We start from the raw sequence: 21,772 nt of genomic DNA, 5'->3' as shown, positions 1-21,772 counted from the left end.
GGGTCAGGCGGTTCGCAGCCAGTCGAGCGTGAAGCGGGCGAAGACGATGCCGCCGGTGTCGCCGATCTCGTAGAGCACGCCGGCCTGGCCGTCGGCGAGCACGGCCATGGTGGAGTAGCCGGCCGTGCCGGTCCTGATCAGCGCCCTGGTCGGCCAGGTGGCGCCGTCGTCGGTGGACAGGCGTACGGTCAGGTCGCTGCGTGCGCTCGGGTGGGCGTTGCCGCTGTAGAGGGCCGTCGCGGTGCGGACGGGCGCGCCGTTCGAGCCGCGCTGCGCGGGCGTGAGGTAGGACAGCTCGTCGGCGTTGCACAGCGGGTCGTTGAGCACCGCGCTGGCCGTGGCCGCGCCGAACGTCACCCCGCCGTCGGTGGAGGTGGCGAGATAGCGGGAGCGGACGGAGTTGTGCCGCATGTTCTGGGTGACGGCGCCGGTCGAGCGCTCGACGGCCTTGCTCTCGTTCACGCCGCCGGCCGCGGAGGAGCCGCGCCGCCAGGTGACGCCGTGGTCGTCGCTGTAGATGTTCGCCGCGTGGCTGGTGCCGGCGGAGTCACGGTAGACGATGGGCTGCACGAGCCGGCCGGTGCTGGTCTGGACGCCGTGCCCGGAGGAGGCGAAGAGCTGCTGCCAGCTCGGGTCCTTGACGGACGGGTTGAGCTCCACGGGCGCGCTCCACGTCACGCCGTGGTCGGTGCTCTTGACGTACTGGATGTGCAGGCTGTCGCGGTCGCCGGCGGCGTTGGAGCCGGAGCCGGCGGACCAGAAGCTGATGCCGGGCCGGGGCGAGTAGGTGTAGAAGACGTAGGCGGTCCCGGTCGCCCGGTCGACCAGCACGCTGGGGTCGCCGACGCCCTCCGACGTGGTGGCCGCGTGGTGGATGACGCGCGGCGCCTGCCAGGTCAGGCCGCCGTCGGTGCTGCGCATCAGCACGATCTGGATGTTGTTGGTGCCGCCGCCGAGGTCGTAGGAGCCGTCCACGCGGGCGTCGGCGACGGCGAGGATCGTGCCGTCGCCGGTGACCGCCATGCCGGGGATGCGCACCGACTTCACGGTGCCGGCGTACGTGCCGTCCGGGCCGTTGAGCCCGCTGATCGTGGTGCTGGTGCGCAGCAGCGTGGTCGTGTTGAGCTGCGGCGTGCCGGCGGCCAGGCCGCAGCGGGCGGTGCCGGAGCGGGTGGTGTCGAATCCGTCGGTGACGGTCCGCAGCGAGTAGGGCGTCCCCGCGGGCACCGTCCAGTAGAGCAGCGCGTTGCCGCCCGCGGCGATGGTGCGCGTCCACGGCGAGCCGCTGCGGCCCGGCCAGGTGACCGTGAACGTCCGCTGCGCGCCGGTGCGGTTCTCCAGGACGAGCTGGAGGCGGCTGTCGGTGCAGTCGAACCCGGCGGTCGCCGAGATGCCGGAGGCGTCCGCGGCGGCGGGCGCGGGGGAGAGGGCGGCCGTGGCCGCGAGGAACAGGACGAGGGCTAAGAGGCCGCGCAGCATGATCGCTCCTTGGTCGAGGGGGTGGAAGAGCAACCGAGCGTCAGACGTCAGACGTCCCGTACGCTAGATCGCCGGCGGCGACCCGTCAACGGCCCCCTCCGGCCCGAGGGTCAGAGCCCGCGGTTCTCCTTCAGGTGCCGCCGCACGGGGGCGTAGTGGGCGGCGACCGCGTCGGTGAACCCGTCGAGGTCGCGGGCGAACAGCGCCTCGACGATCGCGTGGTGGGCCGCCACCGTCTCGCGCACCGACGCGGGCGTGGTGTGCAGCGCCGGCGCCACGATCGCGTGCACGTCCCAGAAGGCGGCGGTGAGCTGGGTGACCAGCTCGTTGCCGAGCGGCTTCATGAGCAGCAGGTGGAACTCCCTGTCCTGCTCGATGAACGTCTTGCCGGCCCGCGCCCGCTCGTCCATCTGGTCGGCGAGCCGCCCCAGCTCCAGGTGCAGGTCCTGGTCGAGCGCGGTGGTGATGGCGGCCGCCAGCCCTTGCTCCAGCGTCTGGCGCACCTCGACCAGCTCGGCCAGCACCCGGAAGTCGTCGTCGCGGCTGAGCAGGCCGCGGAAGGTGAGGCTCTCGACCAGGGCGGCCAGCGACAGCGTGCCGACGTAGGTGCCGTAACCGTGCCTGACCTCGACGATGTCGAGCGCGGTGAGGATCCGGATCGCCTCGCGCACGCTGGACCGGCTCGCGCCGACCGCCGCGCACAGCTCCGCCTCGGTGGGCAGGGCGTCGCCGGGGCCGAGGCGGTTCTGCAGGATGTACTGCTTGATGCGCTCCGCCACCTCGCGCGGGCGTAGTTGCGCACTGCGAGCGGGTCGCGAGATGGGGTCGATCACGGCCAACATCTTGCCCTTTCGTTCATAAGTCGTCTACATTCGCGCAGACCGACGTTAGACGTCAGACATCGTATGCCCATGCGCCTCGGCGTGACATCCAGAACCCGCACCACCACCCGAGAGGGGACGCCATGCCCAACCCCCAAGCGTCCGTCAACCGCCGCGACTTCCTGCGGTTCGTGGGGGCCGTGAGCGCCGCCACCGCTTTCACGGGCTCGCTCGCCGCCTGCTCTGGCCCCGCCTCCACCGGCAGCGCGGCCCCCGCCGCCGGCGCCGACACGATCGAGGCGGGCATCTCGTACGCGCTGTCGACCGGGTTCGACCCGATGACCTCCTCCGGCGCCACCCCCGTCGCCGCCAACATGCACGTCTTCGAGGCGTTGTTCGACCTCGACCCGGTCACCCGCGAGTCGTACGCGGCCCTCGCGGCCGGCGAGCCGCAGCAGGTGGACGACACCACCGTCAGGATCGCCCTGCGCGACGGCGCCACCTTCCACGACGGCTCGCCGGTCACGGCCGCCGACGTGGCCTTCAGCTTCGCCCGCGTGCTGGACCCGGCCAACGCCTCCCTCATGGTGCAGTTCATCCCGTTCGTGTCGCAGGTCACCGCCGTGGACGACAAGACCGTGGAGATCAAGCTCAAGCACGCCTTCCCGCTGCTGAAGGAGCGGCTGGCGGTCGTCAAGGTCGTGCCGAAGGCGCTCGTGGAGAAGGACAAGGCCGGCTTCGACGCCAAGCCGGTGGGCTCAGGACCGTACCGCGTGCTTGAGGCCACCAAGGAGGACAAGATCGTCTTCGAGCGGTGGGACAAGTACAACGGCCCGCGGCCCGCGAAGGTCAAGAGCATGACCTGGCGGCTGCTGTCCGACCCGTCGGCGCGGGTGACCGCGCTGGAGTCGGGGCGCGTCGCCGCCATCGAGGACGTCCCCTACCTCGACGCCGAGAAGGTGGGCCAGAAGCACAAGATGGAGTCGGTCCAGTCCTTCGGCCTGCTCTTCCTCATGTTCAACTGCTCCCGCAAGCCCTTCGACGACAAGCGGGTGCGCCAGGCGCTGCACTACGCCATCGACAAGGACAAGGTCATCCGGACCGGCATGCTCGGCAACGGCGCCGCCGCCACCGGCTACGTCCAGGAGACGCACCCCGCCTACGCCCGCGCCGCCACCGTCTACGGCTACGACCCCGACAAGGCCAAGGCCCTGCTCAAGGAGGCCGGCGTCGACAAGCTCGACATCACCATGGTCACCACGGACGCCGGCTGGGTGAAGGACATCGTCCCCATCATCAAGGAGTCCTGGGACGCCGTCGGCGTCTCCACCACCCTCGACATCGGCCAGTCCGGCGGCCAGTACACCAACAAGATCGACCCCGGCGAGTTCGAGGTCCTGGTCGCGCCCGGCGACCCCTCGGTGTTCGGCAACGACATGGACCTGCTGCTGCGCTGGTTCTACGACGGCATCTGGCCCACCAAGCGCTACCGCTGGGACGGCACCGCCGAGGCGAAGAAGATGCTGGAGCTGCTCGACGCCGCGGTCCAGACCGACGACGCCGCCGAGCAGAAGAAGCTGTGGGCCCAGGCGGTGGACCTGGCCGCCGAGGAGGCGCCGCTCTACCCGATCCTGCACCGCAAGCTGCCGACCGCCTGGGACGACAAGGTACTGTCCGGCTTCAAGCCCATCCCCACGACGGGCCTGTCCTTCCTCGACGTCGCGCGCGTCTGACCCCCGCTCCGACAAGAAAGCACCATGTTCGCATTCCTCCGGATGACCGCGAGACGGCTGGTGACGCTGCCGCCCATGCTGCTGGGCGTCACCCTGCTGGTCTTCGTGGTCCTCCAGTTCTCGCCCAACGACCCGGCCTACAACGCGCTGGGCGAAGGCGCGAGCCCAGAGGCGCGTGCCGCCTACCGGGCCGAGCACGGCCTGGACGACCCGCTTCCGGTGCGCTACGTGCGCTTCCTGGGGCAGCTCGTCCAGGGCGACCTGGGCTACACCGCCCCGCCGGCCGCCCCTGTGGTGGACCGGGTCGTCACGGCCTTCCCCCTCACCATGCAGCTCACCGCCCTCGGCCTGGTGCTCGCCGTCGCCGGCGCCCTGGCCTTCGGCGTCGTCGGCGCGCTGTACCGGGACCGGTGGCCGGACCAGCTCACCCGCGTGCTGTCCGTCGCCGGGGTGGCGGTGCCGTCGTTCTGGCTGGGCATCCTGCTCATCCAGGAGTTCGCGCTCGGCCTCGACGTCTTCCCGACCGGCGGCTACGTCAACCCGGCCGACTCCCCGGCGGGCTGGCTGCGGTCGCTCACGCTGCCCGCGGTGGCGATCGCCGTGCCCGTCGCGGCCTCGCTGTCGCGCCTGGTGCGCACCTCGATGGTGGAGGAACTCGACAAGGACTACGTACGGACGGCGACCGGCAACGGCCTGCCCCGCGCCGTCGTCGTCCGCGGGGCGCTGCGCAACGCGCTCATCACCCCGCTGACCGTGCTCGGCCTGCGGGTCGGCTACCTGCTGAGCGGCGCCGTCGTCATCGAGACGATCTTCGACCTGCCGGGCATGGGCAAGCTCATCCTCGAAGGCGTCACCAACGGCGACGTGGCGCTGGTGCAGGGCGCGGTGCTGACGATCGCGCTGGCGTTCCTCGTCGTCAACCTGGTGGTGGACCTGCTCTACCTCGTCGTCAACCCGCGGATCAGGGTGGTGTGAGACATGCTCAGAGCAGGACTGACCGCCCGGCTGTCCCGGGCCGGGATCGGCTTCCGCCGCCTCTCGCCGGTCGCCGCCGTCTCCCTGGCCGTGCTGGTCGCCGTCGCGCTGTTCGCGGTGCTCGCGCCGCTGTTCGCCGGCGACCCGCTCGCCACCGGCACGCCCGCCGCCCCGCCGGGCGGCGACCACTGGCTCGGCACCGACCGGGCCGGGCGCGACGTGTTCGCCAGGATCGCGCACGGCGCCCGCTCCTCGCTGCTCATCGGCCTCGGCGCCACCGCGCTCGCCGTGCTGGCCGGCGCGGTGCTGGGCAGCCTCGCGGCCACCTCGCGCAAGGCCGTCAACGAGGGCATCATGCGCGTCCTGGACGTGATCATGGCCTTCCCCGGCATCGCGCTCGCCGCGGTGCTCGTCGCGGTGTTCGGCCGCCACCTGCCCGTCCTCATCATGACGATCGCCTTCCTGTACGTGCCGCAGCTCACCCGCGTCGTACGCGCCAACGTCCTCGCCCAGTACGGCGAGGACTACGTCGCCGCGGAGCAGGTGCTCGGCGCGCCCCGCAGGCACATCCTGATCAGGCACGTCGCCGTCAACTGCGCCGCGCCGATCATGGTCTTCGCCACCGTCCTCGTGGCCGACGCGATCATCTTCGAGGCCAGCCTGTCCTTCATCGGCGCGGGCATCCAGGACCCGGCGCCGAGCTGGGGCAACGTCCTCGCCTACGGCCGGCAGATCGTGCTGTCCGGCGGCTGGTGGGCCACGTTCTTCCCCGGCCTGGCGATCCTCGTCACCGTGCTCGCGCTCAACCTGCTGGCCGAGGGGCTGACCGACGCCTGGGCCGCGCCGCGCTCGGCCCGCCGCACGGCGGCCGTCCGCGCCGAGGAGGAGAGCGCGCCGCGGACCGCCCCCGCGCAGGCCGCCGAGGTGGACGACGCGCTCGCCCGGCTCGCCGACCGGGTGCGCGAACGGGCGCCGCGCGTCCCGCCGCTGCCGCCCGGGGCCGCGCCCCTGCTGTCGGTCGAGGACCTCACGATCCGCTTCCCGCAGCGCTACGGCGACGTCCCCGTCGTCCAGGGGCTCTCCTTCGACGTCCGCGTCGGCGAGACGCTGGGCCTGGTGGGGGAGTCCGGCTGCGGCAAGAGCCTGACCAGCTTGGCGATCATGGGGCTGCTGCCGCGCGGCGCCGAGACCAGCGGCCGCATCCTGTACGAGGGCCGCGACATCCTCGACCTGCCGCCCCGCGAGCGGCGGGCCATCTCCGGCCCGGAGATCGCCATGGTCTACCAGGACGCCATGTCGTCGCTGAACCCGTCCGTCCTCGTCGGCACCCAGCTGCGCCAGCTCACCAGGCGGGGCGGCACCCGTACGCCGGAGGAGCTGCTCGAACTCGTCGGCCTCGACCCGCGCCGCACCCCGAGCAGCTACCCCCACGAGCTGTCCGGCGGCCAGCGCCAGCGGGTGCTCATCGCGATGGCGCTGTCCCGCAGCCCGCGCCTGCTGGTCGCCGACGAGCCGACCACCGCGCTCGACGTGACCGTGCAGGCCCAGGTGGTCGAGCTGCTGATCCGGCTGCGCGAGGAGCTCGGCTTCGCCATGGTGCTGGTCTCCCACGACCTCGGCCTGGTCGGGCAGCTCGTGCACCGCGTCGCCGTCATGTACGCGGGCCAGCTCGCCGAGGTCGGCGCCACCGGCTCGCTGCTGTCCGGCGCCCGCCACCACTACGCCCGCGGCCTGCTCGGCTCGGTGCTCACCCTGGAGGCGGGGGCGAAGCGGCTGCACCAGGTGGCCGGCATGGTGCCCGCCCCGCAGGACTTCGGGCCCGGCTGCCGCTTCGCCAACCGGTGCCCGGCGGCCGACGCGCTCTGCCGCGCCGAGACGCCGCCGCTGGCCGGCGATCCGCGCGAGCACGCGCGGGCCTGCTTCCACCCCGGAGGGGGACAGTCGTGACCGAACCCGTCGTCAGCCTCGAACACGTGCACGTCGTGCACACCGCGCGCAGCGGCGGGCTGATCCACCGCGACAAGGTGCACGCGCTCAGCGACGCCACCGTGTCCGTACGCCGCGGCGAGATCCTCGGCGTGGTCGGCGAGTCGGGGTGCGGCAAGTCCACCCTGGCCAAGGTGGTGGTCGGCCTCCAGGCCCCCACCTCCGGAACGGTGCGCTTCCGCGGCGAGGACCTGTGGACGCTGCCGGCCAGACGCCGCCGCCGCGAGGCCGGCGCCGCGGTCGCCATGGTGTTCCAGGACGCCTCCACCGCGCTGAACCCCCGCCTGCCCGTCCGCCGCATCCTGCGCGACCCGCTCGACGTGCACCGCAGGGGGACGCCCCGCCAGCGCGAGGAGCGGGTACGCGACCTGCTCGACCTCGTCGGGCTGCCCGGCCACGTCGCCGCGGCGCTCCCCGGGCAGCTGTCCGGCGGGCAGCGCCAGCGGGTCGCCGTCGCGCGCGCCCTGACCCTCGAACCCGACGTGATCGTCGCCGACGAGCCCACCAGCGCGCTCGACGTCTCCGTCCGCGCCCAGGTGCTCAACCTGCTGCTCGACCTGCGGACAGAGCTCGGGCTGGGGCTGGTGTTCATCTCCCACGACATCCAGACGGTGCGCTACCTGGCCGACCGGATCGCGGTGATGTACCTCGGCCGGGTCGTCGAGGAGGGCCCGACCGCCGAGGTGGCCGGGCACGCCCGCCACCCCTACACCCGGGCCCTGTTCTCCGCCACGCCCAGCCTGCTCGACGACGGCGAGCGGATCGTCCTCACCGGCCCGGTCCCGTCGGCCACCCACCCGCCGTCCGGATGTCCCTTCCGCACCCGCTGCTGGAAGGCCACCGACGCGTGCGCCGCCGAGTTCCCTTCCGCGACGCACGCCGAAGCCGACCCCGCGCACTCCTGGCACTGCCTCCACCCCGAAACCCCTGTAAGGAGCGTCCTTTGAGTCCCCGCACACCCCGCTTCCGCGGCGTCGTCCCCCCGATCGTCACGCCACTGACGACGGAGGGCGAGGTCGACGCGGCATCGCTGGAGCGGCTGGTCGAGTTCCTGATCGAGGCGGGTGTCGACGCGCTGTTCGCGCTCGGCAGCTCCGGCGAGAGCGCCTTCCTCACCGACTCCCGCCGGGACAGGGCGCTGGAGGTCGTGATCCGGACGGCGGCGGGCCGGGTGCCCGTGCTCGCCGGCTGCATCGAGACCACCACCCCCCGCGTGATCGAACGGGCCGAGATCGCCGCCAAGCTCGGCGCGGACGCCGTCGTGGTGACCCCGCCGTTCTACGCCCGCGTCCACCCCGTCGAGGTCGACCGGCACTTCCGCGCCGTCAAGGCGGCCGTCGAGGTGCCGCTCCTCGCCTACGACGTGCCGGTGTCGGTGCACACCAAGCTCACCGTCGAGCAGACCCTGGCGCTGGCCGCCGACGGCGTCATCGACGGCCTCAAGGACTCCAGCGGCGACGACGTCGGCTTCCGCCAGGTCGTCCTGGGCGCGTCCGGGATGCCGGGCTTCTCGGCGCTGACCGGGCACGAGGTCGTGGTCGACGCGATGATGCTGGCCGGAGCCGACGGCGCCGTGCCCGGCCTCGCCAACGTCGACCCGCACGGCTACGTACGGCTGCTGCGGGCCTGCGCCGAGGCCCGCTGGGCGGACGCCAGGGCCGAGCAGGACCGCCTGGCCCGGCTGTTCCGCATCGTCGAGGCCGCTTCCCCGGACAGCGCGGGCGGCAGCACGCGGGGCGTCGGCGCGTTCAAGACCGCGCTCGCCCTGCGGAAGGTCATCGACCGGGCCGCCGTCGCCGCGCCGATGCGCGAGCTGACCGCCGAGGAGACCCGGACCGTGGCCGCCCGGCTGGAGGAGGCCGGGCTGCTGTGAGTCTCGTCGTCGGCCTCGACATCGGCGGGACGAAGACCGCCGCCGGCCTGGTCGATCCCTCCGGCGAGCTGCTGGAGACCGCGACCAGGCCCACCCCCGGCGCCGAGGGCCGCGAGGCGATCCTCGCCACGGCCGCCGGTCTCGTCCGCTCCCTCCTCCGGGAGGGCGTGACCGCCGTCGGCGTCGGCAGCGCGGGCGTCATCGACCCCGTACGCGGGGTGGTCGTCTCCGCCACCAGCGCGCTCGCCGGCTGGGCCGGCACCGACCTGCGCGGCGAGCTGTCGCGCAGGCTGGGCCTGCCGGTGGCCGTCGACAACGACGTGCACGCGCACGCCCTCGGCGAGCTGTGGCGCGGCGCCGCCGCCGGCCACGCCGACGTCCTGCTCGTCGCCGTCGGCACCGGCGTCGGGGCCTCGTTGGTCCTCGGCGGGCGGGTCCGGCACGGGGCGCACGCGGTGGCCGGTCACGCGGGGCACGTCCCCGTGGCGGCGGCGGCCGGGCTGCCGTGCCCGTGCGGCGGCCAGGGGCACGTGGAGGCGGTCGCGTCCGGGCCCGCGCTGCTCGGCGCGTACCGCCGCCGGGCCGGGACGGAGACCGCCGGCGGCCTCGCCGAGGTCGCCCGGCTGGCCGCTGCGGGCGATCCGGTGGCGGCCGAGGTCCTGGCCACCGGCGCGACCGCGCTCGGCCAGGCGATCGGCGGGCTGATGAACGTCCTCGACCCCGAGATCGTGATCATCGGCGGGGGCGTCGCCGGATGCGGCGAGCCCTGGTGGGGGCCGCTGCGCGCGGCAGTCGCCGCCGAGACGCTGCCCGCCCTCCGGGACGTCCCGGTCCGGCCCGCCGCCCTCTCCGCAACCGCCGCCCTCCTCGGCGCCGCCCGCCTGGCCCTGACCACGGACTTCGGCGGGCCAGCGCCAGAATGACCCCACCGCCGCCCTCTCCGGGCTGCCCGCCTGGGCCTGATCACGGGCGGTGGCGGGCCAGGGCCAGAATGACCTCTCAGGACAGACCGATGACCCCCATCGCCGCCCTCCGCGGGGCTGCCCGTCTGGGCCTGCCTGCGGGCGGTGGCGGGTCGGGGGCCGAATGACCTATCAGGAAGGACCGATGACTCCCACTGCCGCTCATCCCGTGCTGGAGGCGATCCGGGGCCGGCTCGTGGTCTCGTGCCAGGCCTACCCCGGTGAGCCGATGCGCGACCCCGACACCATGCGCCGCGTCGCCGAGGCCGTCGCGGCGGGCGGCGCCGCCGGGATCCGCGCCCAGGGCGTCGAGGACCTCCGGCGGATCCGGGCCGCCCTGGACCTGCCGCTCATCGGCCTGTGGAAGGACGGCGACGGCGACGTCTACATCACCCCGACCCTGGAGCACGCCCTGGCCGTCGCCGAGGCGGGCGCCGACGTCGTGGCCGTGGACGGCACCGGCCGCCCGCGGCCCGACGGCCGCGGTCTCGCCGAGACCGTGACGGCCGTCCACGAGCGGACCGGCCGGCTCGTCATGGCCGACGTGTCCACGTACGAGGAGGGCGTCGCCGCCGCCGAGGCCGGCGCGGACGTCGTCGGGACCACCCTGGCCGGCTACACGCCCTACTCCCGCAAGACCGACGGCCCCGATCTCGACCTGCTCGCCAGGCTCGCCGCCGACCTGCCCGTCCCGGTGGTCGCCGAGGGCCGCGTCCACACGGTGGAGCAGGCCGGGGCGGCGATCGAGGTGGGCGCGTACGCGGTCGTCGTCGGCACCGCCATCACCCACCCCACGACGATCACCCGCTGGTTCGCCGAGCGCGTCACGAGCACCGCGCCCCGCCCCTGACCGGCCGGGCCTACGCCGTGCGGCTCAGGACGTGAGCCGGCCGGGAGAGGCTGCCAGCGGCGGCTCACTCACGGCACGGACGCTTCTCGGCGTCCGTGCCGCGGTCAGCCACAGGCCGGTGAACACGGCGCAGGCCAGCGTCACGGCGCCCGCCGCGAGGAAGGCGCTGTTGAGTGCCGACTCGAAGGAGGCGCCGCCGGACTCCCGCGTGTGGACGATCGCCCCGAGCACCGCCACGCCGAGCACCGCGCCGATCTGCCGGGTGGTGCTGCTGACGCCCGAGGCGAGGCCCCCCTCCTGCGGGCTGACCGCCTGGACGGCGGCCCCGGTCAGCGGCGACATGGCGAGTGCGAACCCGATGCCGACGACCGCCAGCCGCCACCACACGTTCCCGTAGCCGGTGTCTGCGTGGACGAGGCCCAGCGCCAGCAGCCCCAGCCCGGCCAGCGCCAGGCCGATGCTGACGACGACGCGGAAGCCGTACCTGGCCGCGAACCGGCCCGCGAACGGGCTGACGATCACCATGGCCAGCGTGGCGGGCAGGGTCCGCAGCCCGGCGACCAGGATCGACGTGCCCTGGACGTGGACGAAGAACTGGGAGAAGAAGAACGACGAGCCCATCAGCGCGAACCCGACCACGACCATCGCCGTGTTGGACGCCGTGAACAGCCGCTCACGAAACAGCCGCAGTGGCAGCATCGGCGTCGGCACCCGGCCCTCGACCACGACGAACGCGGCCAGGAGCGCCAGCCCGGCGGCGAAGCTGCCCAGGATCACCGGCGAGGTCCACCCTCGGGAACCGCCCTCGATCAGGCCGTAGGTCACGGCGCCCACGCCGGCGACGGACAGGACCGTGCCGGGGACGTCGATCGGCGGCGCGCCCGGGTTGCGGGACTCGCTCAGCACGCGCAGCCCGGCCACCAGCAGGACCGCCCCGATGGGCACGTTGACCAGGAAGATGGCGGGCCAGCCGAAGGACTCCACCAGGATCCCGCCCGCCAGCGGCCCGGCGGCCAGGCCGATGCCGCTGAACCCGGCCCACAACCCGATCGCCCTGACGCGCTCCTTCGGTGCGGGGTACGCGGCGACGAGCAGCGCCAGCGAGGCGGGGCTCAGCGCCGCGGCGCCGACGCCCTGCAGCACCCGCCCGGCGATGAGCCAGCCGATCGAGGGCGCGAGCGAGCACACCACCGACGCGGCCGTGAACACCACCAGCCCGGCCAGGAAGACCCGCCTGCGGCCGAACCGGTCGGCGAAGACGCCGCCCGGCAGCAGCAGCATGGCCACCAGCAGCACGTAGGCGTCGACGATCCACTGCAGGCCGGTCAGCCCGGTGTGGAGCCGCTGCTCCATGTCGGGCAGGGCGGCGCCGACGATCGTGTTGTCGAGCAGCACCATGAACTGACCTGCGCAGGTCAGCGTGAGCAACGCTTTCACGCACATCCCTTCTAAAAGCAGTGATTAACTGCGTTTAGAAGGGACCTTAACACAGTTCCCGACTGCGTTAAGGTGGGGTATGGATGAGCAGAAGCGGGCCAGACGGCCCGGCGGGCGCAGCGCCCGGGTCCGCGCGGCGGTGCACCAGGCCGTGACCGAGCTGGTCGGCGAGCGCGGCTACGGAAACTTCACCATCGGCGACATCGCGGCCCGCGCGGGCGTGGCCGACACCAGCCTCTACCGCCGGTGGGGCAACCTCCAGGCCCTGCTCGGCGACGTACTGCTGGCCCGGCTCAACACGCAGGCGCCGATGCCCGACACCGGCAACCTGGCCGACGACCTGCGCACCTACGCCGCCAACGTGGTCCGTGAGGTCACCGGGCCCGACGGGCTGGCGCTGGTGCGGCTCGCCGTCGCGCTCTCGGGAGAGGGGCAGCAGGGCCTTCAGGCGCGCGACGAGCTCCTGGCCGAGCGCGCCAGGCAGATGCAGGTCCTGCTCGACCGCGCCCGCGACCGCGGCGAGGACCCGCCCGACGCGCTGGAGGTGCTGGACCATCTCCTGGCGCCGATCTACATACGCGTCCTGTTCGGCGCGGGCCCGCTCACCCCCGACTACCTCGACCGGCTGGTCGACCGGTTGCTCGCCTGATCCGGTGTCCGGCGGGTGGAGGATGGATCGGCGGCCGCCGCGGCGGCGGATTTCGTCCGCCTCGTGGATGCCAGGGCTGGCGGGATGATTCTGCCGCTGCTGCGGTGGCCGGCGGGTATTCAGGCTTGAATGTGCGGAAGGTAGGGTGAGGGCTTGTGACGACGTTCCGGATCAGCGAGGCCGCGGCGCTGCTCGGGGTCAGCTCCGACACCGTACGCCGGTGGGTGGACGCGGGCCGGCTGACCGCCGAGCGGGACGAGCACGGCCACCGGCAGGTGAACGGCGTCGACCTGGCCGCCTTCGCCCGCGCCCAGGTCGAGGAGGTGGACGGCGGCCGTTCGTCGGCGCGCAACCGTTTTCGCGGGATCGTCACCGACGTGATCCGCGACGCGGTGATGGCGCAGGTGGAGATCGCCGCGGGCCCGTTCCGCGTGGTGTCGCTGATGAGCCGTCAGGCCGCCGACGAGCTGGGTCTGGAGCCGGGGGTGGTGGCGGTCGCCGTGATCAAGTCCACCAACGTCGTCGTGGAGATCCCCGGTCACGAGCGCGTGTCCGGTCACGTGTGAGGAGCTCCCCTTGGTGTTCAGGCGTCTTTCCCGATGGGCGATCGCCCTGCCCGTCGCGCTCGCGCTGGCGGGCCTGTCCGGTTGCGGCTCGGGCGAGCCGGCCGCGACCTCCGCTTCAGGCTCGGCCCCGGCCGCAGGTGGCGGGGCGAAGGAGGTGACGGTGTTCGCCGCGGCGTCGCTGACCGGGACGTTCACCGAGCTCGGCAAGACCTTCGAGGCCGCGCATCCGGGCACGACGGTGAGGTTCAACTTCGGCTCCAGCGCGACGCTGGCCCAGCAGATCGTCCAGGGGGCGCCCGCCGACGTGTTCGCCGCGGCGAGCCCGGCCACGATGAAGACCGTCACCGACGCGTCGCTGGCGGCCTCGCCGGTCACGTTCGTCCGCAACAAGCTGCAGATCGCCGTGCCGAAGGACAACCCCGCCAAGGTGGACGAGCTGAAGGACCTCACCGACGCCAAGGTGAAGGTGGCGCTCTGCGCCGAGCAGGTGCCGTGCGGCGCGGCGGCGGTCAAGGCGCTGGACGCGGCCGGCCTGAAGGTCACCCCGGTCACCCTGGAGCAGGACGTCAAGGCCACCCTCACCAAGGTCGAGCTGGGTGAGGTGGACGCGGCGCTGGTCTACAGGACGGACGTGATCGCCTCGGCGGGCAAGGTGACCGGCATCGAGTTCCCCGAGGCGGACCAGGCGATCAACGACTACCCGATCGCCACGCTGGCCAAGGCCCCCGCCGGCGATCTGGCCGGGCAGTTCGTGGACCTCGTGCTGTCGCAGCAGGGCAAGGACGTGCTGACCAGGGCCGGCTTCGAGGCTCCCTGACCGCCCATGAACCTCTCGCCACAGGAGCATGCCGACCTGACAGGGTCCGGCGGCCGGCGGGCCGCGGGCCGTGGGATCGCCGGGCGGCTGCCGTGGATGCTGGTGCTGCCCGCCGTCGCGGGCCTGGTCTTCCTGGTGTTGCCGCTGGCCGGGCTGCTGATCCGGGCTCCCTGGCCGACGCTGCTGGAGCGGCTGGCCGAGCCGCACGTGCTGGAGGCGCTGCGGCTGTCGCTGGTGTGCGCCACCGTCGCCACCGCCTTCTGCCTGCTGCTCGGGGTGCCGCTCGCCTGGCTGCTGGCCCGGGTGGAGTTCCCCGGGCGGCGGCTGGTGCGGGCGCTGGTCACCGTGCCGCTGGTGCTGCCGCCGGTCGTGGGCGGCGTCGCGCTGCTGCTGGTGCTCGGCCGGCGCGGGCTCGTGGGGCAGTGGCTGGAGTCGAGCTTCGGCGTCACGCTGCCGTTCACCACCGCCGGGGTGATCGTGGCCGAGGCGTTCGTGGCGATGCCGTTCCTGGTGATCAGCGTGGAGGGCGCGCTGCGCGGCGCCGACCAGCGCTTCGAGGAGGCCGCCGCGACGCTCGGCGCGTCCCGCTGGACCGTCTTCCGCCGGGTGACGCTGCCGATGGTGATGCCGGGCGTGGTGGCGGGGGCGGTGCTGTGCTGGGCGCGGGCGCTCGGCGAGTTCGGCGCGACCATCACCTTCGCCGGCAACTTCCCCGGCACCACCCGCACCATGCCGCTGGCCGTCTACCTCGAGCTGGAGACCGAGCCGGAGGCCGCCATCGTGCTCAGCCTCGTGCTGCTGGCCGTCTCGGTGATCATCCTGGCCAGCCTGCGCGACCGGTGGGTGAGCGCCGCATGACCCTCGACGCCCGCCTGGTGGTCACCCGGGCCGCCTTCACCCTCGATCTCGACCTGCGCGTCGCCGCCGGCGAGGTGGTCGCGCTGCTCGGGCCCAACGGCGCGGGCAAGACCACCGCGCTGCGCGCCCTGGCCGGGCTGACCGGCCTGTCGGAGGGCGAGATCGTCCTCGACGGCCGCCCGCTGCACACCCTGCCCGCGGAGCAGCGCCCGATCGGCATGGTGTTCCAGGACTACCTGCTCTTCCCTCACCTGTCGGCCCTGGACAACGTCGCCTTCGGGCCGCGCTGCCAGGGCGTGCCGAAGGCCGAGGCCCGCCGCGCCGCCGCCGCCCTGCTGGAGCGGGTCGGGCTGGCCGACCGGGCCGCCGCCAGGCCCCGGCAGCTGTCCGGCGGGCAGGCCCAGCGGGTCGCGCTCGCCCGCGCGCTGGCCGTACGCCCGGAGCTGCTGCTGCTGGACGAGCCGCTCGCCGCGCTGGACGCCCACACCCGGCTGGAGATCCGCTCCCAGCTCCGCCGCCACCTGGCGGACTTCGACGGGGCCACCGTGCTGGTCACCCACGACCCCCTCGACGCGATGGTGCTGGCCGACCGGCTGATCGTCATCGAAGACGGCGCGATCGTCCAGCAGGGCCCGCCGGCCGAGGTCGCCCGCCGCCCGCGCACCGACTACGTGGCCCGCCTGGTCGGGCTCAACCTCTATCGGGGCGTGGCCGAAGGAGCCCTGGTCAAGGTGGGGGAGCTGCCGCTGCACACCTCCGAGCACCTGGACGGGCCGGCGTTCGTCGCCTTCCCGCCGGCCGCCGTCGCGCTCTACCGCAGCCGCCCCGACGGCAGCCCGCGCAACCTGTGGCAGGCCACGATCGGCGGCATCGAACGGCACGGCGACAACGTACGGGTGCACCTCGACGGCCCCGTCACCGCCTTCGCCGACATCACCCCGGCCGCCGTCGCCGACCTCGACCTGACCCCGGGCCAGCGCATCTGGGCCTCGGTCAAAGCGACCGAGACCCACGCCTACCCGGCGTGAGCGAGCGCGGCTCAGACGCGTACGACGGCGGTGTGGGTGGCGCCGCGGCTGCCGCCGACCTCCACCCTGATCGACTTCTTGGACCTGTGCACGCTGCGGCCGCCCTTCACGACCGAGCGCACCGCCCACGGCAGCCTGATCCGCACCTCGTCGGCGGTCCTGGACGGGTCGGAGACGGCGACCCGCACCCGGCCGCGGTCGCGGCGCAGCATCAGGGTGCACGGGCCGTCGGCGGAGAGCTTCCCGTGCGGGGTCTCGACGCTGCCCGCCCGCCAGAACACCGCGGCGATCAGGTCGCCGCGGGAGACGGCCTGGGCCGTGGAGTTGTTGGCCAGGACCTCGACCCCCCGCCGGTAGGCGGCGGTCCGCTCGGCGCAGGCCCCGGGCAGCACCGCGTAGGCGTAGCGGGCCTTGCGCGGGTCGGCGCCGTGGTCGATCACGATCGTCGTGTAGTGCCGGGTGACGGGGGTCGTGTCGCCGCCGGTGGTGGCGCCCTTGTCGATGTCGCGCCAGCGGCCGGTGCGCTGCTCGCGGATGACCTTCACCTCGGCGCCGTCCAGCAGCGCGTACCCGGCCACGCCGGACAGGTGGAGCCACCGCTCGCCCCTGGTCAGCGGCGGGTGCTCGGCGTGGGTGTTGCGGTTCTCCACGATCGTCTCGATCCGGCGGCCGTCGGAGGCGGTGATGCCGGCGCCGAGCGCGATCACCGCGTCGTCGAGGAGGAACCACGCCTTCTTGGCGCGCAGCGACGAGCCGCCCGCGACCAGCTTCATGGCGGCGACGCCGTACTCGCCGTCCAGCGCCACCCCGCCCGCCCACGGGGTGGGGGGCAGGCGGCGCGTGCCGTGCGTGAGGGCGGCGCGCCTGCGGGTGTCGACCGTCGTGCCCGGCAGCCGGTACGGGTCGATCGTCGGCCAGAGGTCGTCGTTCCAGTGGGTGAGGTCGTCGGTGTAGAGGTACGTCATGCCGTCGCCGGTGTACCAGCCGTGCAGGTTCTCCTGGTTCATGGCCTCGGCCGCGCCGATGCGCTGCGAGCTCATCGCGATGGCGAAGGCCCAGCCGGGGCGGCGGTGCACGACCCGGTCCATGTCGGCGAAGATGTACGTGCCCGTCGTCCGCGGCCCGACCGGCACCGAGTCGTCGGCCAGCAGCGCCTCGGCCCGCGCGAGGCTCGCCAGCGGCGCGTGCGTGCCGAAGGGGATCGCCTGGTTGCGGGTGAGCCAGCCCTTCACCAGCGGCCGCCAGCGCCGGGCGTGCCGCTCGGGCGCGCTGTCCAGCAGGGTGAGGACGGCTTCGACGGTCTTCTGCCCCGAATGGTGGTCGCGGTGGCCCTGCACCGAGATCTGCCGGCCGCGGACGCAGTCCATCATCAGCCCGTCGAAGACGAACGGCACGAACGAGCGGTCCACGATCTCGTACACGTTGCCGATCCGGGGGATCTCCCACGGCGAGCGCGCGAGCATGGCGATCAGCTTGGCCACGCTCTCCAGGTAGTCCACGCCGTAGCTGCCGGTGTAGGGGTAGACGTCGTGCTGGATGAACGACCCGTCGCGGTAGAAGCCGTCGCCGGGCCCCTTCGTGCGCCGTAACAGGTCGGAGACCGCGTCCCTGGCCCGCTTGACCAGGCGGGCGTCGTGGGTGAGCAGCCCGCGCATCGCCACGGCCATGGCCTTGCCCGCCCGGTTCGCGCCGGTCTCGATCACGCCGGGATGGCTGATCCGCCGCTCCGGGTCGGGGCACCAGCGGCGCAGCGGGCGCAGCCAGCGGCCGAGGTGGTCCTTCGGCAGGCCGTCGTAGAGCAGGGCGCAGGTGTCGGTCAGCGCGCGCGGCACGCCGATCTCCCACCAGTACCAGTTGCTGCCCCGCCGGTCGAGGTGCTCGTGGTAGGCGTGCTCGTACAGGAAGTCGAGCGCCCTGACCGCGGTCTCCGCGACCTGCGGGCTGCCGTGCATGGCGGTGCCCGGGGTGGCCCAGCCGAGCGCGAGCGTGCGCATGCGGTTGTAGGAGCGGTTGAAGTCGCCCGTACGCGGGTTGGCCAGCGGCAGGTCGGGCCACAGGCTCGGGCGGCGCGGGTCCGGCTTCAGCTTGCGCAGCACCGCGTTCGCCGAGCCCTCGATGGCCTGGATCTTGTCGGTGTGGCCGGGGTCGTACGCGCCGCCGGCCAGCAGGCTCACCCAGCGCTCCCGAGCGGCGTCGAACGCGGCGGTGCCCACGGCGGTGCTCACCGCCTCAGCCGGCCTTTCCCACAGGGCGGCACCGGCCACGGCCGAGGCGCCCAGCAAGGCGGACCGCCGGCTGAGGGGGTGAATCATGGCGGCCTTTCGGGCATGCGGTCTGATGGCAGATGAGAAGATCCTATGTCGGCAGAAGGACCACTCATCGCGCCGTCGCCGTCACACCCGCCGTCACCACTCGGCCGGCAGTCTCACCTCCTGCGCGGTGGTGAGGGACACCTTCTGCACCAGCCGGGCCTTCCCGGTGTCGACGTTCACCGCGTAGCTGCGCAGCTCCTTGCCCACCTGGTAGTCGACCATCACCTCGGACGCGCTCGTCCAGGTCCGCACGGAGTCCGGCCCGCCCTTGACCGGGCCGTCCTTGACCGCCACCTTCCGCACCACCCGCCCGGTTCTGGTGTCGAGCAGCGTCAGCATCCTCTTCTCGAACTCGACGGCGGCCACCGTGCGCCCGTCCGGGGCGAGCTCGCTGAACATGATGTACGTGCCGTGGAAGCGCACCGGCTTGCCGCCGCCGGTGACCGGCATCAGCCACAGGTCGGTCTTGAGGTAGCGGATCAGCTCGACCAGCCCGTCCTTGATGCCGATCGCCTCGTACTTGCCGTTCAGCGTGGTCGTCCTGCCGGTGCGCACGTCGATCAGCAGCCCCGGATACTTGCTCCCCTCGCGCGGGTCGAAGGCGAGGTGGCGCCCGTCCTCGGAGACGACCAGCATCGCGCCGCGGTCGATCTTCGACTCCTTGACCTTGGCCCGCGAGACGACCTGGGTGCCGGCCACCAGGTCGCGGACCACGTACGTCCCCTCCTTCCTGCTGTAGTAGGCGAACATCCGCCCGTCCCTGCTGAGCGCGACCGGCGACCGCGAATCGGTGACGCTGGTGGCGAGCGCCTGCGGCACCCGGTAGGTCCTGCCCGTGCGGGTGACGACCCGCCACTCGACCTGCGAACAGTCGAAGGACGGCGGCGTCTGCGACTCGTCGATCTCGCACCTCGTGAGGTACGCGTGGCTGAGGGCGCCCACCTTGCCCGCGGGCAGGTCGGCGGGCGCCGACGACGTGGCGGGGGCGGCCTGGCCGGACCCGGTCAGCGTCACGCCCGCCGTCACCGCCCCCACCAGCGCCACCGTCGCGAAAAAGGCCGTTGCCATGGTGATGTTTCTCCTGTGTCGTTGGTGGTTCGCCACCGCGAGCGCCGCCAGGTCCGTCGTGGGCGCCACGTCCGGCGCCTCCTGGGCCAGCTCGCCGAGTGCCGCGCGCAGCCTGCTCATCTGGACACCTCCTCGGCCGTGAAGTCCTCGCTCAGCTCCGGCGCCAGCGCGCGTAACCGCGCCAGCGCGTGATGGGTCTGGCTCTTGACGTTGCCGAGCGAGCAGCCCAGCGCCTCCGCGGTCTGGGCCTCCGTCAGGTCCTCCCAGAACCGCAGCACGATCACCGCGCGCTGCTTGCGCGTCAGCTTGGCCAGCGCCCGGCGCAGCACGACGCGGTCGAGCGCCGCGTCGTCGTAGGAGACTCCCTGCTCGGGCGGCTCCGCGCTCGGCACCTCGAAGCGCGGTCTGCGCCGCCACGAGATGTACTGGTTCACCAGCGCCCTGCGGGTGTACGCCTCCGCGTTCCCGCCCGCCGCCAGCTTGTGCCAGTGCCCGGCGACGTTCGTCAACGTGCTCTGCAACAGGTCCTCAGCGAGGTGACGGTCGCCCACGAGCAGGTACGCGGTCCGCATCAACGCCTGTTGCCGGGCGAGCACGAACTCGCGGAAGCCCTCGTGACGATCCAATGTGATCTCCTCTCGCCCGTTGCCAACGCGGCCGGGCGGGCGAAAGGTTGCAGTCGTGGGGCGGGCGGTGCGAGAAAAGCCATCACGCGGTCAATCATGTTGCCCGGCCGTCGTTCCTGGCCGTTGAATGGGAGCTGTGATCTCTTGCAGCGCCAGGGTCCGCCGCGTGCCCTCCATCGAGCTCAGCATCGGGGTGGGGTTCTTCGCGGCGGTGGCGGCCTGCGCGATCACCGCTCTGCTGGTGCCCATCGGCCAGCTCGAGGTGCGCTTCGCCGTCATGGGGCTGGCGGGGTGCTGCTACGCGGCGTTCGCGGCCGACCTGCGGGCCGCCGCCGTCATGGGCCTCGTCGTCTGGACCCTCGCCACCGGCTTCCTCATCCAGCCCGCCGGTGAGCTCATCGTGACCGGCGTCCCCGACGTGCTCCGGTTCGTCGCGGTCGTGGCGATGTGCCTGTCCGGCGGCCTCTACGGCATCGTGCGCCGCCACGCCCGCCCCGGGGGGAAGCGCGAGGCCCGGCGGCGCGACGCTCCGCAGCCGCCGCCGGCCCGGCCGGCGCTGCGGCGCGTCCCTCCCCGCCGCTACGCGCCGGTGGGCTGGTGTCCCAGCGGGCCGGTGGCGCGCCCGCCCGCCGGCCGCTCCGGCCGGACCCTGGCCGGATGCCGGTGCCGGGGGCCGGCCGGCCCGCCGCGCTGAGCCGGTCGTCACCCGGCCAGATGGAGGCGCTGAGTCCGATCTCGGTCAGGGCCGTGGGAACCAGGTGGTGTGCGGCGTCTCCGCTCCGGCGGCCAGCCAGGCGGCCGCGGCGGCGGTGTCGCCGGCGACGGAGATCGGCGCGGCCCAGCGGGCCGCGCACCGCCGCAGGACGTGCTCGCGGACCGGGCCGTCCGCCGACAGGACGCCGCCGGCGAGGACGATCGGCGTCGTCTCGCCGGGCCCGCGCACCTCGGCCAGCGTGGCGAGCAGCCGGTCGGCGGCGGCTTCCACGATCCCGGCGGCGGCCGGGTCGCCCGCCTGGGCGGCCCGCACGACGAGCGGGGCGAGCGGGGCGAGCGTGGGCACCGGCGCGGCCTGCGCCCGGATGATGACGGTCTCCGCGGTTCGCGGCGTCAGGGCCGCGTCCGGCCCGGCGACCGCCTCGGCGACCAGCCGGGCCAGCTCGCCCGGGGTCCCCGCCGTGAGCTGGCGGACCGCGGTCCGCGCCGCCGCCCGGCCGAGCCAGAACCCGGAGCCCTCGTCGCCGAGCAGCCAGCCGAGCGCGTCGCCGACGCGGGTGACCCGCCGGTCCTCGACGCGCAGCGCGCCCGCGCCCGTGCCGGCGAGCAGGACGTGCCCGGACGGCTCCGGGGTGCCCGCGACGAAGGCGAGCAGGGGATCCTCGACCGCGCGCACCGGAAAACGTAAGCCGCACGCGGCCCACGCGCGCCCGAACGCGGCGTGGACGGCCGGGTCCTCCAGCGCCCCGAGCCCGGCCAGCCCGATGACCCCGTCCGCGACCCGGCGCGGGTCCACGTCGCCGAGCGTCTGCCGTACGGCGGCGGTGATCTCGGCGAGCGCGCCCTCGACACCGTGCGCGGCCGGGTTCCCGCCGCCGGCGAGGCCCTGACCGGCGCGTTCGCCGGTGGGCGTGGCGAGCAGGGCGCGGGTGGAGGTGCCGCCGGCGTCGATGCCGAGGAACAGTTCCATGGATCACTTCCTCCGAGGGGCGGGATGGCGGGCGCCGGAACGGCTGTG

The 21,772-nt window shown here is 73.7% G+C and carries 20 protein-coding genes; 13 read left to right on the top strand and 7 right to left on the bottom strand.

Translation table 11 applies throughout. The features are described from left to right. Positions 1 to 3: 3 nt before the first annotated feature. Together AC27IY_RS03895 and AC27IY_RS03890 are read right to left on the bottom strand one after the other, a co-directional pair. Complete coding sequence (locus tag AC27IY_RS03895) at positions 4 to 1,479, bottom strand: sialidase family protein (protein ID WP_487177137.1); 1,476 nt, start codon at positions 1,477 to 1,479, stop codon at positions 4 to 6. Between the two features lie 110 nt (positions 1,480 to 1,589). After that, entirely contained in the window at positions 1,590 to 2,312 is a 723-nt protein-coding gene (locus tag AC27IY_RS03890; RefSeq protein ID WP_344206382.1) for a FadR/GntR family transcriptional regulator, read from the bottom strand. Between the two features lie 131 nt (positions 2,313 to 2,443). Between AC27IY_RS03890 and AC27IY_RS03885 the strand changes: the two genes are divergently transcribed. From AC27IY_RS03885 to AC27IY_RS03855, 7 genes are all read left to right on the top strand, one after another. Beyond that, a complete protein-coding gene (locus AC27IY_RS03885; RefSeq protein WP_423471505.1) occupies positions 2,444 to 4,033 on the top strand; it encodes an ABC transporter substrate-binding protein in 1,590 nt (529 codons plus the stop codon). Positions 4,034 to 4,057: 24 nt separating this feature from the next. Next, the gene (locus AC27IY_RS03880) at positions 4,058 to 5,008 is read left to right on the top strand and encodes an ABC transporter permease (RefSeq protein ID WP_364455867.1); all 951 of its coding nucleotides are present in this window, start codon (positions 4,058 to 4,060) and stop codon (positions 5,006 to 5,008) included. Between the two features lie 3 nt (positions 5,009 to 5,011). After that, positions 5,012 to 6,955 (top strand): dipeptide/oligopeptide/nickel ABC transporter permease/ATP-binding protein, encoded by a 1,944-nt coding sequence (locus AC27IY_RS03875; protein WP_487177136.1) that lies wholly within the window; start codon positions 5,012 to 5,014, stop codon positions 6,953 to 6,955. Then, entirely contained in the window at positions 6,952 to 7,941 is a 990-nt protein-coding gene (locus tag AC27IY_RS03870) for an oligopeptide/dipeptide ABC transporter ATP-binding protein (protein ID WP_423471501.1), read from the top strand. The genes AC27IY_RS03875 and AC27IY_RS03870 overlap by 4 nt, the downstream gene beginning before the upstream one ends. Beyond that, on the top strand, positions 7,938 to 8,867 hold the full coding sequence (locus AC27IY_RS03865) for a dihydrodipicolinate synthase family protein (RefSeq protein ID WP_487177135.1): 930 nt from the start codon (positions 7,938 to 7,940) through the stop codon (positions 8,865 to 8,867). Before AC27IY_RS03870 ends, AC27IY_RS03865 begins: the two co-directional genes overlap by 4 nt. Beyond that, a complete protein-coding gene (locus AC27IY_RS03860; protein WP_487177134.1) occupies positions 8,864 to 9,790 on the top strand; it encodes an ROK family protein in 927 nt (308 codons plus the stop codon). Before AC27IY_RS03865 ends, AC27IY_RS03860 begins: the two co-directional genes overlap by 4 nt. A 184-nt stretch (positions 9,791 to 9,974) precedes the next feature. Further along, on the top strand, positions 9,975 to 10,679 hold the full coding sequence (locus tag AC27IY_RS03855) for an N-acetylmannosamine-6-phosphate 2-epimerase (protein ID WP_487177133.1): 705 nt from the start codon (positions 9,975 to 9,977) through the stop codon (positions 10,677 to 10,679). A gap of 24 nt (positions 10,680 to 10,703) precedes the next feature. Here AC27IY_RS03855 and AC27IY_RS03850 read toward each other — a convergent pair whose 3' ends face one another. After that, positions 10,704 to 12,116: an MFS transporter gene (locus AC27IY_RS03850; protein ID WP_487177132.1), complete on the bottom strand. Its 1,413-nt coding sequence runs from the start codon at positions 12,114 to 12,116 to the stop codon at positions 10,704 to 10,706. A 79-nt stretch (positions 12,117 to 12,195) separates the two neighbouring features. Here AC27IY_RS03850 and AC27IY_RS03845 point away from each other — a divergent pair, with 79 nt between their 5' ends. From AC27IY_RS03845 to AC27IY_RS03825, 5 genes are all read left to right on the top strand, one after another. Continuing rightward, positions 12,196 to 12,765: a TetR/AcrR family transcriptional regulator gene (locus AC27IY_RS03845; RefSeq protein WP_449957770.1), complete on the top strand. Its 570-nt coding sequence runs from the start codon at positions 12,196 to 12,198 to the stop codon at positions 12,763 to 12,765. Between the two features lie 155 nt (positions 12,766 to 12,920). Further along, the gene (locus AC27IY_RS03840) at positions 12,921 to 13,331 is read left to right on the top strand and encodes a TOBE domain-containing protein (RefSeq protein WP_449957772.1); all 411 of its coding nucleotides are present in this window, start codon (positions 12,921 to 12,923) and stop codon (positions 13,329 to 13,331) included. 13 nt (positions 13,332 to 13,344) lie between these two features. Next, a complete protein-coding gene (gene modA / locus AC27IY_RS03835) occupies positions 13,345 to 14,148 on the top strand; it encodes a molybdate ABC transporter substrate-binding protein (protein ID WP_487177131.1) in 804 nt (267 codons plus the stop codon). Between the two features lie 96 nt (positions 14,149 to 14,244). Continuing rightward, positions 14,245 to 15,006 carry an ABC transporter permease gene (locus AC27IY_RS03830; RefSeq protein ID WP_487177168.1) on the top strand — a complete coding sequence of 254 codons (762 nt, stop codon included), beginning with the start codon at positions 14,245 to 14,247 and terminating at the stop codon, positions 15,004 to 15,006. Further along, positions 15,003 to 16,034, top strand: a complete 1,032-nt coding sequence (locus AC27IY_RS03825) for an ABC transporter ATP-binding protein (protein WP_344206394.1) — start codon at positions 15,003 to 15,005, stop codon at positions 16,032 to 16,034. The genes AC27IY_RS03830 and AC27IY_RS03825 overlap by 4 nt, the downstream gene beginning before the upstream one ends. A gap of 11 nt (positions 16,035 to 16,045) precedes the next feature. Here AC27IY_RS03825 and AC27IY_RS03820 read toward each other — a convergent pair whose 3' ends face one another. The 3 genes from AC27IY_RS03820 to AC27IY_RS03810 form a co-directional block, all read right to left on the bottom strand. Then, entirely contained in the window at positions 16,046 to 18,259 is a 2,214-nt protein-coding gene (locus AC27IY_RS03820) for a polysaccharide lyase 8 family protein (RefSeq protein ID WP_487177130.1), read from the bottom strand. A 180-nt stretch (positions 18,260 to 18,439) separates the two neighbouring features. Next, entirely contained in the window at positions 18,440 to 19,534 is a 1,095-nt protein-coding gene (locus tag AC27IY_RS03815) for a hypothetical protein (protein ID WP_487177129.1), read from the bottom strand. Further along, on the bottom strand, positions 19,531 to 20,040 hold the full coding sequence (locus tag AC27IY_RS03810) for a SigE family RNA polymerase sigma factor (protein WP_344206397.1): 510 nt from the start codon (positions 20,038 to 20,040) through the stop codon (positions 19,531 to 19,533). Before AC27IY_RS03810 ends, AC27IY_RS03815 begins: the two co-directional genes overlap by 4 nt. Positions 20,041 to 20,206: 166 nt before the next feature. Between AC27IY_RS03810 and AC27IY_RS03805 the strand changes: the two genes are divergently transcribed. Further along, positions 20,207 to 20,734, top strand: a complete 528-nt coding sequence (locus tag AC27IY_RS03805; RefSeq protein WP_344206399.1) for a hypothetical protein — start codon at positions 20,207 to 20,209, stop codon at positions 20,732 to 20,734. Between the two features lie 45 nt (positions 20,735 to 20,779). Here the strand turns inward: AC27IY_RS03805 and AC27IY_RS03800 are convergent, their stop codons facing one another. Beyond that, positions 20,780 to 21,724, bottom strand: a complete 945-nt coding sequence (locus AC27IY_RS03800) for an N-acetylglucosamine kinase (protein WP_487177128.1) — start codon at positions 21,722 to 21,724, stop codon at positions 20,780 to 20,782. Positions 21,725 to 21,772 lie beyond the last annotated feature (48 nt).

It is taken from the genome of Nonomuraea sp. B208 (assembly GCF_057536035.1).
This window is presented reverse-complemented; position numbering and strand designations above follow the sequence as displayed.